The organism is Pseudomonas sp. 05N433 (assembly GCF_056396925.1).
The window spans coordinates 259113-276222 of sequence record NZ_JBFTML010000009.1; the positions used below are offsets into that span (position 1 = coordinate 259113).

General features: G+C 59.6%; 13 protein-coding genes. 10 read left to right on the top strand and 3 right to left on the bottom strand.

The window, feature by feature from the left end; genetic code table 11:
• Nucleotides 1-163: 163 nt before the first annotated feature.
• Entirely contained in the window at nt 164-3010 is a 2847-nt protein-coding gene (gene rapA, locus AC1DIS_RS06920) for an RNA polymerase-associated protein RapA (protein ID WP_018926884.1), read from the top strand.
• A gap of 112 nt (nt 3011-3122) precedes the next feature.
• Here the strand turns inward: rapA and AC1DIS_RS06925 are convergent, their stop codons facing one another.
• The gene (locus AC1DIS_RS06925) at nt 3123-4490 is read right to left on the bottom strand and encodes a spinster family MFS transporter (protein ID WP_477743416.1); all 1368 of its coding nucleotides are present in this window, start codon (nt 4488-4490) and stop codon (nt 3123-3125) included.
• Nucleotides 4491-4752: 262 nt separating this feature from the next.
• Here AC1DIS_RS06925 and AC1DIS_RS06930 point away from each other — a divergent pair, with 262 nt between their 5' ends.
• Together AC1DIS_RS06930 and AC1DIS_RS06935 are read left to right on the top strand one after the other, a co-directional pair.
• On the top strand, nt 4753-5118 hold the full coding sequence (locus tag AC1DIS_RS06930) for a YkgJ family cysteine cluster protein (protein ID WP_018926887.1): 366 nt from the start codon (nt 4753-4755) through the stop codon (nt 5116-5118).
• 148 nt (nt 5119-5266) lie between these two features.
• Nucleotides 5267-7543 (top strand): putative bifunctional diguanylate cyclase/phosphodiesterase, encoded by a 2277-nt coding sequence (locus tag AC1DIS_RS06935; protein ID WP_477743364.1) that lies wholly within the window; start codon nt 5267-5269, stop codon nt 7541-7543.
• Here the strand turns inward: AC1DIS_RS06935 and AC1DIS_RS06940 are convergent.
• Nucleotides 7434-8330: an NAD(P)-dependent oxidoreductase gene (locus AC1DIS_RS06940; RefSeq protein WP_168206183.1), complete on the bottom strand. Its 897-nt coding sequence runs from the start codon at nt 8328-8330 to the stop codon at nt 7434-7436. The genes AC1DIS_RS06935 and AC1DIS_RS06940 overlap by 110 nt on opposite strands.
• Before the next feature lie 196 nt (nt 8331-8526).
• Between AC1DIS_RS06940 and AC1DIS_RS06945 the strand changes: the two genes are divergently transcribed.
• On the top strand, nt 8527-10725 hold the full coding sequence (locus tag AC1DIS_RS06945; protein WP_018926890.1) for a hypothetical protein: 2199 nt from the start codon (nt 8527-8529) through the stop codon (nt 10723-10725).
• A 314-nt stretch (nt 10726-11039) separates the two neighbouring features.
• On the opposite strand, the gene AC1DIS_RS06950 is transcribed toward AC1DIS_RS06945, so the two are convergent.
• Complete coding sequence (locus AC1DIS_RS06950; protein ID WP_026286481.1) at nt 11040-11345, bottom strand: DUF2288 domain-containing protein; 306 nt, start codon at nt 11343-11345, stop codon at nt 11040-11042.
• A gap of 350 nt (nt 11346-11695) precedes the next feature.
• Between AC1DIS_RS06950 and AC1DIS_RS06955 the strand changes: the two genes are divergently transcribed.
• The 6 genes from AC1DIS_RS06955 to AC1DIS_RS06980 form a co-directional block, all read left to right on the top strand.
• A complete protein-coding gene (locus tag AC1DIS_RS06955; protein ID WP_019580926.1) occupies nt 11696-12823 on the top strand; it encodes a branched-chain amino acid ABC transporter substrate-binding protein in 1128 nt (375 codons plus the stop codon).
• Between the two features lie 227 nt (nt 12824-13050).
• Nucleotides 13051-13974 (top strand): high-affinity branched-chain amino acid ABC transporter permease LivH, encoded by a 924-nt coding sequence (livH, locus tag AC1DIS_RS06960; protein WP_018926893.1) that lies wholly within the window; start codon nt 13051-13053, stop codon nt 13972-13974.
• Nucleotides 13971-15227 (top strand): high-affinity branched-chain amino acid ABC transporter permease LivM, encoded by a 1257-nt coding sequence (locus tag AC1DIS_RS06965; protein WP_064619898.1) that lies wholly within the window; start codon nt 13971-13973, stop codon nt 15225-15227. Before livH ends, AC1DIS_RS06965 begins: the two co-directional genes overlap by 4 nt.
• On the top strand, nt 15224-15991 hold the full coding sequence (gene livG / locus AC1DIS_RS06970; RefSeq protein WP_018926895.1) for a high-affinity branched-chain amino acid ABC transporter ATP-binding protein LivG: 768 nt from the start codon (nt 15224-15226) through the stop codon (nt 15989-15991). The genes AC1DIS_RS06965 and livG overlap by 4 nt, the downstream gene beginning before the upstream one ends.
• The gene (locus AC1DIS_RS06975) at nt 15992-16693 is read left to right on the top strand and encodes an ABC transporter ATP-binding protein (protein WP_018926896.1); all 702 of its coding nucleotides are present in this window, start codon (nt 15992-15994) and stop codon (nt 16691-16693) included.
• A gap of 214 nt (nt 16694-16907) precedes the next feature.
• Nucleotides 16908-17110: antitoxin Xre-like helix-turn-helix domain-containing protein (locus tag AC1DIS_RS06980; protein WP_477780800.1), on the top strand; the 203-nt coding region annotated here is incomplete at its 3' end.

The window sequence follows — 17110 nt, forward strand, 5'->3', positions numbered from 1 at the left end:
TTGTGACCCAACGCACAGACAGGAGCTGCCGAAGGCTGCGATCTTTTCAGGACTTGAAGATCAAAAGATTGCAACCTTCGGTAGCTCCTATTGAGTAATCCTTTGGCCCTGAAGGCTCATTCCGTTAAGATAGCCCGCTTTTTCAAGGTGGGAGTCAGGCAGCATGGCGCAGCAGTATCAACCGGGGCAACGCTGGATCAGTGACAGCGAAGCCGAGCTGGGTTTAGGCACCGTTCTGGCACAGGACGGCCGCTTGTTGACCGTGCTCTACCCGGCCACTGGCGACACTCGCCAGTATGCGCTACGGAATGCGCCCCTCACCCGCGTGCGGTTTTCGCCGGGTGACTCGATTACTCACTTCGAGGGCTGGAAACTGACCGTACAGGAAGTCGACGACATTGACGGCCTGCTGGTCTACCACGGCCTCAATGGGCAGAACGAAGTGGTCACCCTGCCGGAAACCCAACTGTCGAACTTCATTCAGTTCCGACTGGCGAGCGACCGTCTGTTCGCCGGCCAGATCGACCCGCTGGCCTGGTTCTCCCTGCGTTATCACACCCTGGAACACACCAGCCGCCAGTTGCAATCGTCGCTCTGGGGCCTGGGCGGTGTGCGCGCGCAACCGATCGCGCACCAGTTGCACATCGCCCGTGAAGTCGCCGACCGCATTGCGCCGCGGGTTCTGCTGGCCGATGAAGTGGGCCTGGGCAAGACCATCGAAGCCGGTCTGGTGATCCATCGCCAACTGCTCTCGGGCCGCGCCAACCGCGTGCTGATCCTGGTGCCGGAAAACCTCCAGCACCAGTGGCTGGTGGAGATGCGCCGCCGCTTCAACCTGCAAGTTGCACTGTTCGATGAAGAACGCTTCATCGAAAGCGATGCCACCAACCCGTTCGAAGACACCCAGCTTGCCCTGGTGGCGCTCGAATGGCTGGTGGAAGACGAGAAAGCCCAGGACGCGCTGTTCGCCGCCGGCTGGGATTTGATGGTGGTCGACGAAGCGCACCACCTGGTGTGGCACGAAGACCAGGTCAGCCCTGAGTACTCCCTGGTGGAGCAGCTTGCTGAAACGATCCCGGGCGTATTGCTGCTGACCGCAACCCCGGAACAACTGGGCCAGGACAGCCACTTCGCCCGTCTGCGCCTGCTCGACCCGAATCGTTTCCATGACCTGCATGCCTTCCGCGCCGAGAGCGAAAACTATCGCCCGGTGGCCGAAGCCGTTCAGGAGTTGCTGGACAAAGGGCGCCTGTCGCCTGAAGCGCACAAGACCATTCACGGCTTCCTCGGTAACGAAGGCGAAGCCCTGCTGAGCGCAGTCAACGATGGCGATACCGAAGCCTGCGCCCGTCTGGTCCGCGAACTGCTGGACCGCCATGGCACTGGCCGCGTGCTGTTCCGTAATACCCGCGCCGCCGTGCAGGGTTTCCCGGAGCGCAAACTGCACCCGTACCCGCTGCCGTGCCCGGCCGAATACCTCGAACTGCCGTTGGGCGATCACATCGAGCTGTACCCGGAAGTCAGCTTCCAGTCCCAGCCGGACGCCAACGAAGAAGAACGCTGGTGGAAATTCGACCCGCGCGTCGAGTGGCTGATCGACACCCTGAAAATGCTCAAGCGCACCAAAGTGCTGGTGATCTGTGCCCACGCCGAAACAGCCATGGACCTGGAAGACGCCCTGCGCGTGCGTTCCGGCATTCCGGCCACGGTGTTCCACGAAGGCATGAACATCCTTGAGCGTGACCGCGCCGCCGCCTACTTCGCCGATGAAGAATTTGGCGCCCAGGTGCTGATCTGCTCGGAAATCGGCAGTGAAGGCCGTAACTTCCAGTTCTCGCACCATCTGGTGCTGTTCGACCTGCCGTCGCACCCGGACCTGCTGGAGCAACGTATCGGTCGTCTCGACCGGATCGGCCAGAAGCACGTCATCGAACTGCACGTGCCGTACCTGGAAACCAGCCCGCAAGAGCGGCTGTTCCAGTGGTACCACGAAGCGCTGAACGCATTCCTCAACACCTGCCCGACCGGCAACGCCTTGCAGCATCAGTTCGGCCCGCGCCTGCTGCCGCTGCTGGAAGAGACCGACGATGGCGAGTGGAAAGCACTGATCGACGAGGCCCGCGCCGAGCGTGAGCGTCTGGAAGACGAACTGCACACCGGTCGCGACCGCTTGCTGGAACTCAACTCCGGCGGCGCGGGTGAAGGCGATGCGCTGGTCGAAGCGATTCTCGAACAGGACGATCAGTTCGCCCTGCCGATCTACATGGAAACCCTGTTCGACGCCTTCGGCATCGACAGCGAAGACCATTCGGAAAACGCGCTGATCCTCAAGCCCAGCGAAAAAATGCTCGACGCCAGCTTCCCGCTGGGCGACGACGAAGGCGTGACCATCACCTACGACCGCAACCAGGCGCTGTCTCGTGAAGACATGCAGTTCATCACCTGGGAACACCCGATGGTTCAGGGTGGCATGGACCTGGTGTTGTCCGGCTCGATGGGCAACACCGCCGTGGCGCTGATCAAGAACAAGGCGCTGAAACCGGGCACCGTGTTGCTGGAACTGCTCTACGTCAGCGAAGTGGTTGCCCCGCGTTCGCTGCAACTGGGCCGTTACCTGCCGCCGGCCGCCCTGCGCTGCCTGCTCGACGCCAATGGCAATGACCTGTCGGCCCGGGTGTCGTTCGAAACCCTGAACGATCAACTGGAAAGCGTGCCCCGCGCCAGCGCCAACAAGTTCATCCAGGCCCAGCGCGACCAGCTGACGCCACGGATCAACGCCGGCGAAGAGAAGATCACCCCGCGTCACGCCGAGCGCGTGGCCGAGGCACAACGTCGCCTGGCGGCCGATACCGACGAAGAACTGGCGCGCCTGACCGCCTTGCAAGCGGTCAACCCGACCGTGCGCGACAGCGAACTGGTTGCCCTGCGCAAGCAGCGCGAGCAAGGCCTGGCCATGCTCGACAAAGCGGCATTGCGACTGGAAGCGATTCGGGTGTTGGTAGCGGGCTAAACCGCCCTGCTCCATCGCCAAAAATGAAAAGGCCCGCAGCGATGCGGGCCTTTTTGTTTGCCTTGTCCCGCCCGCCGATCATTCCCACGCAGAGCGTGGGAACGATCAATCCTCAGGCTGTGACCGCAGCACCCTTTGGCTCAACCACCGCCACCAACCCTTCTTTCATCCGCTTGGCATCCCGCACAAAACACCGCGATGCCAAAAACAGAAACATCATGGTGAAAAACAGCGCCACCGGGATCAGGTACATCGCGTCATGCAGGCCGACAGCCTTGAATGCCTCGGTCATCTGCTCGGCACCCGCCGAGAGCATCGCGGTATGGGCGAAGTGATCGGACAGACCGCCCACCACCACCGGCCCCAAACCACCGCCCAACAGATACAACCCGGCAAAGAACAACGCCATCGCCGTCGCCCGCAGGCGTGGTTCGACCACGTCCTGAATCGCCGTGTACACGCAGGTGTAGAAGTTGTAGGCGAATAACCACCCCAGGCTGAATACCGCGACAAATACCCCGATCTCGATCCGCCCGGCATGCAGCGCCCAAGCCGTGCACAACGTCGAAATGATCAGGCTGAACGCGGCGAACAGCAGTCGCCCGTTGGCCACCCGCTGGTGAATCTTGTCGGCAATCCATCCGCCTAATGTCAGGCCGAACAACCCGGTCACTCCGACGATCACCCCGGTCGCCACCGCCGCGTCCTGTAACGGCATCAGAAAATAACGCTGCAACATCGGCACCAGAAACGAGTTGCAGGCATAGGTGGCGAAGTTGAAACAAAGCCCCGCCATCACCAGCCACAGAAAAGTCGGCACCGCCAGCACTCGACGGATCGGCCGGTCCACACGCTCCTGTGAAACCTGCACGCTTTCCGCCGCGCCACGTTTCGGCTCTTTGATGAAGAACATGAAGACCGCCAGGATCAACCCCGGCACCGCCGCGATAAAGAACGGCGCACGCCAGCTGTCGAACGCCTTCACCATCGCACCAATGGTGAAGAACGCCAGCAGCAGGCCCAGCGGCAAGCCGAGCATGAAAATGCCCATGGCCCGCGCCCGACGATGCGCCGGGAACAAGTCGCCGATCAGCGAGTTGGCAGCCGGCGCGTAACTGGCTTCACCGATGCCGATGCCCATCCGCACGATCAGGAAACTCCAGAAACTGCCCACCAACCCGTTGACCGCAGTCAGCCCGCTCCATGCCGCCAGGCCCCAGCCCATCAGTTTGCTGCGCGAGCCAGTATCGGCCAATCGCCCCAGAGGCAGGCCGGCAATGGCGTAAACGATGGTGAATGCAGTCCCGATGATCCCCAGCTGAAAGTCGCTGAGGTGCCATTCCATGCGGATCGGCTCGATGATGATCGCCGGAATGGTGCGATCGAAGAAGTTGAACAGGTTGGCCAGGAACAACAGGAACAGAATGCGCCAGGCATTCGCCGCTTGGGTCGAGTTCTGCATGGGTCCGTCTCTTTTTATTGTTGTTGGGGCCGTCACTGTCCCCGGAACCTCCAATCTAGTCAGGCCCGTCAGGGCTGTCTGTCATTATTCGCAAGGCTGATATCAGCCCATGGCGCCACGCACAACCTGTGGGATCAGTGCTGTCAGGAAGCCAGGTTTTTCACCATCAGTCGCAGACTGGAAAAATACCTCTGCGCCCCCCTTCCCAACGGCATGGCGAAGCCTAGAATAGCGGCCTTGTCTGCCCACCCCGTTCCCATTCCTCCTTTGATCATTGCCCATGTCCGAAGCCAGTCCGTGTCTGAATTGCGGTGCCTGCTGTTCTCATTTCCGCGTGTCTTTTTTCTGGGGTGAATGCACCTCGGCCGGGGGCACGGTGCCTGACGAACTGGTCACGTCCATCAGCCCCAGCCGGGTGGCCATGCTGGGCACAGACTGCAAACCTGTTCGCTGTGTCGGTCTGGTGGGTGAAGTGGGCAGCACCGTGCAGTGCTCGATTTATGATCAGCGCTCCAGCACTTGTCGGGAGTTCGACGCCTCTTGGGCCAATGGCGAGGCGAACGTGGATTGCGATGCGGCAAGGGCCGCGTTCGGGCTGCCCGCCCTGCAGCCTGAATTCGAAACGCCTTTTGAGCAGATCGCCTAAGGCTTGGCAGCGACCGCAATCAAGCCATTCGAAAAATATTTGACATCATTGCGCTATCATCCCCTGCGCTCCGTGTAAGCCCTCTATACTGCCAGCATTCGCCAGCGCGCATGACGCAGGCCAAGATGACTCACAGACGGGACATGCTATGGAGTGGCTTGGTTTGCATTTCATGAGCGGGCTGCCGGAAAGCGGGCAGGTCATACTCAATTGCACCCATAACCCGTTTCTGGTGTTGCTGGCCTATCTGGTCGCCTGCACGGCCGGTTTCGCCACGCTGGACATGACCGAGCGGGTGGGTCATGTGGAAAAGTCCGCCTCTCAACGACTCTGGCGCTGGGTCGGCGCCGGGTGTCTGGCGGGCGGTATCTGGTCCATGCACTTCATCAGCATGCTGGCGTTCCAGGTGCCGATCGAAATCCATTACCACCTGCCCACTACCCTGATCTCGCTGTTGTTCGCCCTGACCGCCTCGTGGCTGGCCATGTACACCCTGAGCCATCCCCAACTGAATTTCTGGCAATACCTGCGGGCCGCGGTGTGGATCGGCCTGGGCATCGCGACCATGCACTACGTGGGCATGGCCGCACTGCGATCGAGTGCGCTGGTCTATTACCAACCCGCCCTGTTCGTGCTCTCCGTCGTGATCGCCATCGGTGCCAGCCTGGCTGCCCTGTTGATTTCCAGTCACTTGCGCGATGACACCGGTGCGTATCATCTACTGCTCAAATACACCGCCAGCCTGGTGCTCGGGGCCGGCATTGTCAGCATGCATTTCACCGGCATGGCATCGCTCAACCTGGTGCTGCCCGACGACAGCCTTCAACCGCTGCCCGGCGACAACAATCACCTGCAACTGGGGCTGACAGTGGCAGTGATGGCGCTGTTGATCATCGGCAGCAGCATCAGTGCCGCACTGGCGGACAAGAAGCTGCAACACAAGGAGTCCGACCTGCAGCGGGTCAACGCCCTGCTCGGTCAACTGGATCAGGCACGCATGTCGCTGCAACAGGTGGCGCATTACGACCCCTTGACCAACCTGCTCAACCGCCGGGGCTTCAACCAGCTCTTCGCCGAAAAACTCATCGAAAAAACCAACGAGGGCGGCATGCTCGCGGTGATATTCCTCGACATCGACCACTTCAAGCGGATTAACGACAGCCTTGGCCATGATGCCGGCGACGAACTGCTCAAAGTCCTCGCCAGCCACATCAAGGCCTCAGTGCGCAGCCACGAAGACGTGGTGGCGCGTTTCGGAGGCGACGAATTCTGCCTCCTCATCAACCTGTACGACCGTGAAGAAGCGCGGCATATGGCCCAGCGCATCATGCTGAAAATGAAGGACCCCATCGAGTTGTCCGGACGGCGCATGGTCATGACCACCAGCATCGGCATCAGCCTGTTTCCGGAAGACGGCAAGACCTGCGAAGAACTGCTGAAGAACGCCGACCTGGCGCTCTATCAGTCCAAGGGCAGCGGTCGTAACGGGTTGCACTTTTTCAGTTCCAACCTGAAAGCCCGCGCCACCCTGGAGTTGCAACTTGAAGAAGAACTGCGTCACGCCCTGCGCGAAGACTCCGGGTTGATGCTGTATTACCAGCCGATCTATGACCTGAGAATCGGCCGAGTCACCAAACTGGAAGCGCTGGTCCGCTGGCAACACCCGGTTCACGGACTGCTGACGCCGGACCGGTTCATCGCCATCGCCGAGGCCAACGGCCTGATCGCCGAACTGGACAATTGGGTATTGCGCAAAGCCTGCGCAGACCTGGGCGAACTGTCCCGCCACGATTGCGAAGACCTCAAGATCGCAGTGAATTGCTCGCCCCTGAACCTGGCGCGAGAAGAACTGGCCGATGAAATCGAACACGCCCTGCGCATCTACGGGGTGACGCCCCAGCGACTGGAGCTGGAGGTGACCGAGAATGCGCTGATGGGCAATATTTCCAATACCCTGGTGTTGCTGCGGCATATTCGCGCCCTTGGCGTTTCGTTGTCGATCGACGACTTCGGCACCGGCTATTCATCCCTGGCCTACCTCAGGCGCCTGCCATTAAACACGCTGAAGATCGACCGCTCGTTCATTCAGGACATCCCCAAGGCGACCCAGGACATGGAAATCGTCCAGGCCATTATCGTCATGGCCCACACCCTGCATTTGCAGGTCGTCACCGAAGGCGTCGAGACCCTCGAGCAATACGACTTTCTCCAACGCCACGGCTGCGATTTCGTCCAGGGCTACCTGCTTAGCCATCCGGTGCCGCTGGCTGAGTTGCGGCCGGTACTGGCCGAAATCAACCAGCACACGCATGCCGTCAATCCGTTGAGTCTGGCTCACGGTACAACTGCACTAACGTCGAAGGATCCTTTTCCAGGAACCCCTGCCCCCCATGGAGGCGCATCAGTTGTGCGGCCAATCCGCTGATCGGCGTGGCCGAACCCTGTTCGCGGGAAAACTTCACGGCGGTATCGAGATCCTTCAGCAACGTACGTACGTGCCATTTCACGGGCTCGAAACGGCTTTCGGCCATTTGCGGCGCGAGAATCTGCAACGGTTTTGAATCGGCGAAACCACCGGCCAGCGCCTCGGCAATGAGGCTGGCATCGACCCCGGAGCGCTCGGCCAGGCTCACCACTTCAGCAATGACCAAGGCATTGCAGGCGACGATCATCTGATTGCAGGCCTTGGTCACCTGCCCCGCGCCGACCGCGCCCATGTGGGTCACGCGCTGGCCAAGGGTCAGCAACACCGGCCGCACGCGCGCCAGGTCTGCCGCCTCGCCACCAACCATGATCGCCAGGCTGCCGGCCTCGGCGCCGACCACCCCGCCGGACACTGGCGCATCGAGCCAACCCATCCCGGTTTTATTGGCCAGTGCTGTGGCCATTTCCCGCGTTGCGGTGGGCTCCAGGCTGGAAAAATCCACCAGCAACTGGCCGCTTTTCGCCCCCTCGGCAACGCCAGCCGCGCCAAACACCACCTCACGAACCACCGCGGTATCGGCCAGGCACAACATCACCACGTCGGCGTGCTGACACAGCTCGGCCGGTGTCGCCACTTGCCGCGCACCAGCCTCGACCAGCGCTGCACACTTGGCCGGGTTGCGGTTCCACACCGTCAGCGGGTAACCGGCCGCCAACAGGCGTCGGCACATCGGCAAACCCATCAGGCCGATTCCGGCGAACCCCAGCGCAGGCAACGTTGCCATCATTTAGCCTCCCCTTGATTAAAGATCATCGAATATTGGCCGATTCATCATGGTTAAGGAAAGGATTCCCCCGAGCGATGTTCAGGCCAAGGCCCTGACGCTTGGGCTACATTCGCGCTAAAAAAGACGCGAGATCCCATTCCGTGATGACTCGATGACACTTGTCGCCGAGCCGACCAGTCCAGGTATATGGCGCACAATGACTTCTAAAAACAATCCGGCCACCGCGGTATCCGACCTGACCCTGAGCCCCGCGGCGAACAGCCCCTCATCGTCGAAGCCATTGCCCCCGTCGCGTCCGCTGTCGACTCAGCAATACCTGTACTTCACCGAAACCAATACCGACCGCATCCTCGACAACCTCGACGGCCTGCGCGACCTGGTGTTCCCGCGCCCGCCCCATCTGGAAGGCGACAACGAACAGCACAACGACCAGGAATTCCCCTCGGTGTGCCTGATCGGCCTGGGCCGCTGCGGTTCGAACATCGCGCTGGACGTGGCGGAGCTGGTGTACAACGCCCGCAAGTTCTACCTCAACGAATTCAACAACGAAGACCGTCCGTCGCCGGATAAACGCTACGCCGAAAAGGGCTACAGCCCGGCGCAGTGGATTCGCAACAACCTGCGCCTGGGGCCGAACAAGGCCACCAAACCGGTATTCCTGGTGGAACCGCTGGTGATGCTCGGCGACCTGGACAAGGACATCGCCGGTCGCATCCGTTTCTCGCGCAAGGGCGAAAAAAGCGGCTTTTTGCGCGACTACAGCAAAATGAAAATCATGGACTTGTCGGAAGTCCACGCCGGTGGCGCCGGTAACGCGCCGATCCTCGGCCAGTACCTGGCCAAGATCATCCTGAACAAGGACACCCAGCGCTTCTCCAGCCCCGACTGGAAGATGATTCACTCGTACCTGATCGACAGCTGCGGGATCAAGGCCAACCAGTCGCGCCTGTACTTCTCGATCTTCAGTGCCGGCGGCGGTACCGGTTCGGGCATGGCCTCGGAATTCGGCCTGGCCCAGCAGCACTCGTACATGAACAAGACGTTCGACACCAAGCCGATGGACGAACACGACGGCAAGAGCGGCCATTCCTTCGTCTTCGAGCCGATCTTCACCAGCGGCATCTGCGTACTGCCGAACATTTCCGATCACCGCAGTGAAATGTCCGAAGCGCTGCACATCAACGCCGGTCGCCTGCTGTGCAAATACCTGTCGGAAGAGTGGGACTTCTCCTACAACTTCGCCAACGAAGACAGCAGCGAAGCCAGCGTCATGGGCCGTATCCGCCCATGGAACGCGATGATGCTGATCTCCAACGACATCATGCGTTATGCCGAAGAAAGCGATGACGGCAACATCCAGAACATCGACGTCAACGCGATGGAAAAGCACGCCAACCAGTACATCTCACAGCAGATCTTCAACATTCTGACGGCGCAGGCGGTCACCACCGACTACGACCAGAACTATTTCCGTCGCGCCGGTATCGACATCGGCGAAACCATTCGCCTGGACGCCAACGACCTGTTCATGAGCCTGGCCGGCCCGGTGGCAATTGCCTACGCCGAGTCCGTGGTGCCGGAAACCCCGCCGCCGAGCAGCGACAAATTCAAGGTGTTCGACAAAGAGCCGCAGCGCTTGAACATCGACGATCTGTTCTTCCGTTCCATCGACCTGCCGCACTTCAACAAAGTCACCCAGGCGATTGAAGGCATCAGCCTGTTGCCAATCGAGTCCAAGCGCTACCGCGCCTCGCTCGAGCAGTACAAGAATTCGGGCTATGACGCGGCCGCCTTGCACGACCTGCACTTCTTCAAGAATTGCTCCTCGGTGGTGTCGATCGTGTCCCTGCCTAAAGACTACAAACTGTCCTACATGGACCTGAACCGGTTGAAGACTCACCTCAACAGCCTGTTCCCCAACACCACGCTCAAGCGTTATGCACTGGTGATCGGCGCCTCGGCCAACCTGTCGCTGACCACCCTGATCGCCAAGAGCCCGTGCCTGTCGGACGACTTCCTGACGCTGATCGTGGCGTTCATCAAGCGTTGCTTCGCAAAAAATCCGTATCGCTTCGACGAAACGCTGGATAACTCGATCCTGGACTTCATCATCCATGAAGACTTCGACGAAGACCGGATCGACGACCTGCTCAACGAATTCGAAAACCCGGCGAAGATCCTCGACACCAACTGGTACGCGATCAAACCGATGTACGAGAAGAAGTACCGCGAGCTGATCAACGACAAGGACAAGTTCGTCTCGATCAATGACATTCGTTTGTCGCGCGATTGCGTGAAGAAGGCGATCAAGTACCTGCGCGAGATCTACCGTCACCGGATTGGCAAGACCAAGGTTATTTCGCTGAATAACCATACGGGCAAGACGGCTTATTGAGGTCGAGCCTTTAACGATCGCAGCCTTGTGATGATCGTTTCCACGCTCCGCGTGGGAACGCCTCAATGGACGCTCCGCGTCCGCTTTTGGGGCGCAGAGCGTCCCGGGCTGCATTCCCACGCAGAGCGTTGGAACGATCACAACACCCAGAAACAATTGAGCAGCCCATCGGCTGCTCAATAAACTGTTCCCGTTACGTTTACGTCACCGTTATACCGGCCTTTCTGTGGCCTTTCTCCACGGCAACGTGCCATCACGCTACTCGGCTACACACTTTTACCCGACAAAACCAAGCACCAAATCAGTGCAAGCATTCAAGCCTTCGCCCTTTCCTGGATCATAATCCACGGCGAAACAACCACGGCCCACAGCTCCGGATCACGCTCGAAAAGATCCAGCGCCCGCGTTTCAGACAGCTTGGCGACCTTGTCGGCGGCCAGCCAGGCAGCGACTTTCTCGCCTTCATCGGTCGCCACCGCCTCCGCCGCAGCAATCAAATCCAGGCCTGGGTCGACCCACAATAGGGCACCCTTGGCGAAGAACGGCTCCAACTCTTTCCAGGTAATAGATGCGGTTTCACCAAGCAGCTTGGCATAGAGGGTGCTAGGTTCTTGAGTCATGGGTTCCTGTCCGCAAAAGAAATCGATGTGAATGATAACGTCGGTGTTGCGCCAGAAAAACCCGGATGCAATTGCGTTACCGATTGAAAAACCCGGGAAAGCCAGGGAATGCTGCTGCTTCAAGTATTAGCCAGCTAACATCCTGCCGCGATTCTGTCTTTTTCTTTCAACAAAGCGACACCCTCAGGTTTTGCCCCCTGGCGCCAGCTTCCCAGGCTAACAATCGGCGCTCTACACTGTACCGGTACAGTTGCCGGGGGCATTTTCCGGAGGATATCGACGATATCTGACCCGGTTCTGCTGCTACGGCGCCAGGACTATAAAAACTACAACAGTAAGAGTGGAGCACTATGACTAAGGCTACTAAGCAGATTTCAAAACTGTTTGCCGCTATGGTTCTGGCCGGGGTTGCCAGCCATTCGTTCGCCGCCGACACCATCAAGATCGGCATCGCCGGCCCTAAAACCGGCCCGGTCACTCAATACGGCGACATGCAGTTCATCGGCGCCAAGATGGCCATCGAGCAGATCAACGCGAAGGGCGGCGTCGACGGCAAGATGCTCGAAGCCAAGGAATACGACGACGCGTGCGACCCTAAACAAGCCGTGGCCGTCGCCAACAAAGTGGTCAACGATGGTGTGAAATTCGTGGTCGGCCACCTGTGCTCCAGCTCCACCCAGCCAGCTTCGGACATCTACGAAGACGAAGGCGTGATCATGATCACCCCGGCCGCCACCAACCCGGACATCACTACCCGTGGTTACAAGCTGGTGTTCCGCACCATCGGCCTGGACAGCGCCCAGGGCCCTGCCGCCGGTAACTACATTGCCGATCACGTAAAACCGAAAATCGTTGCCGTGCTGCACGACAAACAGCAATACGGTGAAGGCATCGCCACCGCCGTGAAACAGACCCTTGAGAAGAAAGGCGTCAAGGTTGCCGTGTTCGAAGGCCTCAACGCCGGTGACAAGGACTTCTCCTCGATCATCCAGAAGCTCAAGCAAGCCAACGTCGACTTCGTCTACTACGGCGGCTACCACCCGGAGCTGGGCCTGATCCTGCGTCAGTCCCAGGAAAAAGGCCTGAAAGCCAAGTTCATGGGGCCTGAAGGCGTCGGCAACGACTCCATCTCGCAAATTGCCCAGAATGCTTCCGAAGGCCTGTTGGTCACCCTGCCGAAATCCTTCGACCAGGACCCAGCCAACAAAGCCCTGGTACAAGCCTTTGCCGACAAGAAGCAGGACCCAAGCGGTCCGTTCGTGTTCCCGGCCTACTCGGCTGTCGAAGTGATTGCCGAAGGTATCAAGGCTGCCAAGAGCGAAGACACCGCCAAGGTGGCTGAAGCCATTCACAAAGGCACCTTCAAGACCCCGACCGGTGATCTGTCGTTCGACAGCAAGGGCGACCTGAAAGACTTCAAATTCGTGGTCTATGAGTGGCACTTCGGCAAACCAAAAACCGAAGTTTCCCCTCAGTAAGCTAGCGCCATGATTAATAAAGCCCACTGCGCAAGCAGTGGGCTTTGTTTTACGAGATTAATGAGTCAGAGTCCCGCGATCCGGGAGTTGGCTTACCTGAAAATCTTAAAACCGTCACCAGCGGTTCGCTGGCAAACGCTCGTGCGAAGGTGGCCACAGACCACACAGCCCGGGCCGGAACATGACTCCACCAGTGAAATGCGTATCAGGTTTTTAGGAGCGCTGTAATGCCTGAGATCTATCACTTCTTCCAACAGCTGGTTAATGGGATGACCATTGGCAGCACCTATGCCCTTATAGCCATTGGCTACACAATGGTTTACGGCATTATTGGAATGATTAACTTCGCCCATGGCGAGGTCTACATGATCGGTTCCTACGTGGCCTTCATCGTCCTTGCCGGACTGGCCATGCTGGGTATCCATTCTCTGCCGTTGTTGATGACCGCCGCTTTCCTGGCGACCATCGTCGTGACCAGTGCCTACGGCTACAGTATCGAACGGATCGCCTACCGCCCTCTGCGGGGCAGTAACCGTCTGATCCCGCTGATCTCCGCCATCGGCATGTCGATCTTCCTGCAGAACTCCGTACTGCTCTCGCAGGACTCCAAGGACAAATCGATCCCTAACCTGATTCCGGGCAGCTTCAGCTTCGGTCCAGGCGGCGCACAGGAAGTGCTGATCTCCTACATGCAGATCCTGGTGTTCGTGGTGACCCTGGTGGTGATGCTCTGTCTCACCCAGTTCATCTCGCGTTCACGTCTGGGACGCGCCTGTCGGGCCTGTGCCGAAGACATCAAGATGGCCAACCTGCTGGGAATCAACACCAACAACATCATCGCCCTGACCTTCGTCATCGGTGCCGCCCTGGCGGCCGTGGCGGCAGTACTGTTGAGCATGCAGTACGGCGTGATCAACCCTAACGCCGGATTCCTGGTAGGCCTCAAAGCCTTTACCGCGGCGGTGCTGGGTGGCATCGGCAGCATTCCGGGCGCCATGCTCGGTGGTCTGGTGCTGGGGGTAGCCGAAGCATTCGGCGCCGATATATTCGGTGACCAGTACAAGGACGTGGTGGCTTTCGGCCTTCTGGTCCTGGTGCTGTTATTCCGGCCAACCGGCCTGCTGGGTCGTCCGGAGGTTGAGAAAGTATGACTAGGAATCTTAAACAGGCGCTGTTCAGCGCCCTGCTGGTATGGGCCGTGGCCTATCCGGTACTCGGCCTGAAACTGTCCATCGCCGGGATCAACCTCGAAGTGGAAGGCGCCAGCACATCCACGCTGATCATCATCGCCACCTGCTCGGTGCTGATGTTCCTGCGTGTGCTGTTCGACCGCGAATACTCGGCGGCCATGAGCTCCGTGCCCAAGGGCAAACTGATCCCGGCCAGCGCGAGCCACTTCCTGACCCTGCCGACCACCCAGCGCTGGATCATCATGGCGTTGATCGTCGTGGCACTGGTCTGGCCGTTCTTCGGTTCACGCGGTGCGGTGGACATCGCCACGCTGATCCTGATCTACGTGCTGCTCGGCCTGGGCCTGAACATCGTGGTCGGTCTGGCCGGCCTGCTCGACCTCGGTTACGTCGGCTTCTACGCCGTGGGTGCCTACAGCTATGCGCTGCTGTCGCACTACTACGGGCTGAGCTTCTGGATCTGCCTGCCGATCGCCGGCCTGATGGCGGCCACATTCGGCTTCCTGCTCGGTTTCCCGGTGCTGCGCCTGCGCGGTGACTATCTGGCGATCGTGACCCTGGGCTTCGGTGAGATCATCCGTCTGTTCCTGCGTAACCTGACGGGCCTCACCGGCGGACCGAACGGCATCAGCAACATTCCCAAACCGTCGCTGTTCGGCCTGACCTTCGAAAGAACGGCCACCGAAGGCATGCAGACCTTCCACGAGTTCTTCGGCCTGACGTACAACCCGGTCAGCAAGGTGGTTTTCCTCTACCTGGTGGCGCTGTTGCTGGCACTGTTCGCGCTGTTCGTGATCAACCGCCTGCTGCGCATGCCGATCGGCCGTGCCTGGGAAGCCTTGCGCGAAGACGAAATCGCCTGCCGTGCCCTGGGCCTGAACCCGACCGTGATCAAGCTGTCGGCCTTCACCCTGGGTGCCTGCTTCGCTGGTTTCGCCGGTAGCTTCTTCGCCGCGCGCCAAGGGCTGGTCACGCCGGAGTCGTTCACCTTCATCGAGTCGGCCACCATCCTCGCCATCGTGGTGTTGGGCGGCATGGGCTCGCAGTTGGGCGTGGTTCTCGCGGCTGTCGTGATGATCCTGTTGCCCGAACTGATGCGTGACTTCAGCGAATACCGCATGTTGATGTTCGGCGCCTTGATGGTGCTGATGATGATCTGGCGTCCTCAAGGTCTGCTGCCCATGCAACGTCCTCACATGGAGCTGCGTAAATGAGCAGAGAGATCCTGAAAGTAGATGGCCTGAGCATGCGCTTCGGCGGCCTGTTGGCGGTCAACGGCGTAGCCTTGAGCGTCAAAGAGAAACAAGTGGTCTCGATGATCGGTCCCAACGGCGCCGGCAAGACCACTGTATTCAACTGCCTGACCGGGTTCTACAAACCCACCGCCGGCACTATCCAGCTCAACGGTGAAGCGATCGAAGGCCTGCCCGGCCACAAGATCGCCGGCAAAGGCGTGGTGCGGACTTTCCAGAACGTGCGGCTGTTCAAGGACATGACCGCCGTGGAAAACCTGCTGATTGCTCAGCACCGGCACCTGAACACCAACTTCCTGGCAGGCCTGTTCAAGACCCCGGCGTTTCGCCGCAGCGAACGCGAGGCGATGGAATACGCCGAGTTCTGGCTGGAAAAGGTCAACCTCAAGGAGTTCGCCAACCGCCCGGCCGGCACCCTGGCTTATGGTCAGCAGCGCCGCCTGGAAATCGCCCGCTGCATGATGACCCGTCCAAGCATCCTCATGCTCGACGAACCGGCCGCCGGCCTCAACCCGCGGGAAACCGACGACCTCAAGGCGCTGATCGGCACCCTGCGTGAAGAGCATAATGTGACGGTGCTGTTGATCGAACACGACATGAAACTGGTCATGAGCATTTCCGACCATATCTTCGTGATCAACCAGGGCACACCGTTGGCCAACGGCACGCCGGAGCAGATCCGCGACAATCCTGAAGTGATCAAAGCCTACCTGGGGGAAGCGTAAATGCTGCAGTTCGAAAACGTTTCCACCTTCTACGGCAAGATCCAGGCGCTGCACAGCGTCAACGTCGAAGTCCGCCAGGGCGAGATCGTGACCCTGATCGGCGCCAACGGTGCCGGCAAGTCGACCCTGCTGATGACCCTCTGCGGTTCGCCGCAAGCCCACAGCGGCAGCATCCGCTACATGGGCGAAGAGCTCGTCGGCCAGGACTCGTCGCAGATCATGCGTAAAAGCATCGCCGTGGTTCCGGAAGGCCGTCGGGTGTTTGCCCGCCTGACCGTGGAAGAAAACCTCGCCATGGGCGGGTTCTTCACCGACAAGGGCGATTATCAGGAACAGATGGACAAGGTTCTGGGACTTTTCCCACGCCTGAAAGAACGCTTTGCCCAACGCGGCGGCACCATGTCCGGCGGCGAACAGCAAATGCTCGCCATCGGCCGCGCGCTGATGAGCAAGCCCAAGCTGCTGCTGCTTGACGAGCCATCGCTGGGCCTGGCACCGATCATCATCCAGCAGATCTTCGACATCATCGAACAACTGCGTAAGGACGGTGTGACGGTGTTCCTGGTGGAGCAGAACGCCAACCAGGCCCTGAAAATCGCCGACCGTGCCTACGTGCTGGAAAACGGCCGGGTGGTGATGAGCGGGACCGGTGAAGCGCTGTTGACCGACCCGAAAGTACGCGAAGCGTACCTCGGCGGTTAAGCCTTTGCGGTAAACAAAAAACGGCCTTCGGGCCGTTTTTTTGTGCCTGGCACAAACCTCACCGAAGGCCGCTCCTACGGGGCTGTGTATCTTTAGCACAACCTGAATGATAAAGAAGAAGCCCTGTCGGAGGAGCCCCGCCTCATAAACGTCATTGATCTATAGAGTCATCTTGCATATATTTGTATCTACAGACAAACAACAAGTGATCAACATGACAGCAACCTCCCAGGCACAAGGATTCACCAAAGACCAGTGCGTGACTGGTTTGCGAGCAGCTGTAGGCATACTCGAAAAGTGGCAGGCATCGGGCGATCAGGCCTGTCGTATCCTGCGCATTTCCCGCAGTACGTACTCACGGGCAAAGCAACGAGATCCCGATTGGTCCGTAAACCTGGATTCAGACCAGATGCAGCG

Excerpts from the sequence above, each read along its gene's own strand:
- rapA (WP_018926884.1), top strand. The coding sequence starts at position 164 with ATGGCGCAGCAGTATCAACCGGGGCAACGCTGGATCAGTGACAGCGAA.
- AC1DIS_RS06930 (WP_018926887.1), top strand. The coding sequence starts at position 4,753 with ATGTCCGAAGCCAGTCCGTGTCTGAATTGCGGTGCCTGCTGTTCTCAT.
- AC1DIS_RS06935 (WP_477743364.1), top strand. The coding sequence starts at position 5,267 with ATGGAGTGGCTTGGTTTGCATTTCATGAGCGGGCTGCCGGAAAGCGGG.
- AC1DIS_RS06940 (WP_168206183.1), bottom strand. The coding sequence starts at position 8,330 with ATGATGGCAACGTTGCCTGCGCTGGGGTTCGCCGGAATCGGCCTGATG.
- AC1DIS_RS06945 (WP_018926890.1), top strand. The coding sequence starts at position 8,527 with ATGACTTCTAAAAACAATCCGGCCACCGCGGTATCCGACCTGACCCTG.
- AC1DIS_RS06950 (WP_026286481.1), bottom strand. The coding sequence starts at position 11,345 with ATGACTCAAGAACCTAGCACCCTCTATGCCAAGCTGCTTGGTGAAACC.
- AC1DIS_RS06955 (WP_019580926.1), top strand. The coding sequence starts at position 11,696 with ATGACTAAGGCTACTAAGCAGATTTCAAAACTGTTTGCCGCTATGGTT.
- livH (WP_018926893.1), top strand. The coding sequence starts at position 13,051 with ATGCCTGAGATCTATCACTTCTTCCAACAGCTGGTTAATGGGATGACC.
- AC1DIS_RS06965 (WP_064619898.1), top strand. The coding sequence starts at position 13,971 with ATGACTAGGAATCTTAAACAGGCGCTGTTCAGCGCCCTGCTGGTATGG.
- livG (WP_018926895.1), top strand. The coding sequence starts at position 15,224 with ATGAGCAGAGAGATCCTGAAAGTAGATGGCCTGAGCATGCGCTTCGGC.
- AC1DIS_RS06975 (WP_018926896.1), top strand. The coding sequence starts at position 15,992 with ATGCTGCAGTTCGAAAACGTTTCCACCTTCTACGGCAAGATCCAGGCG.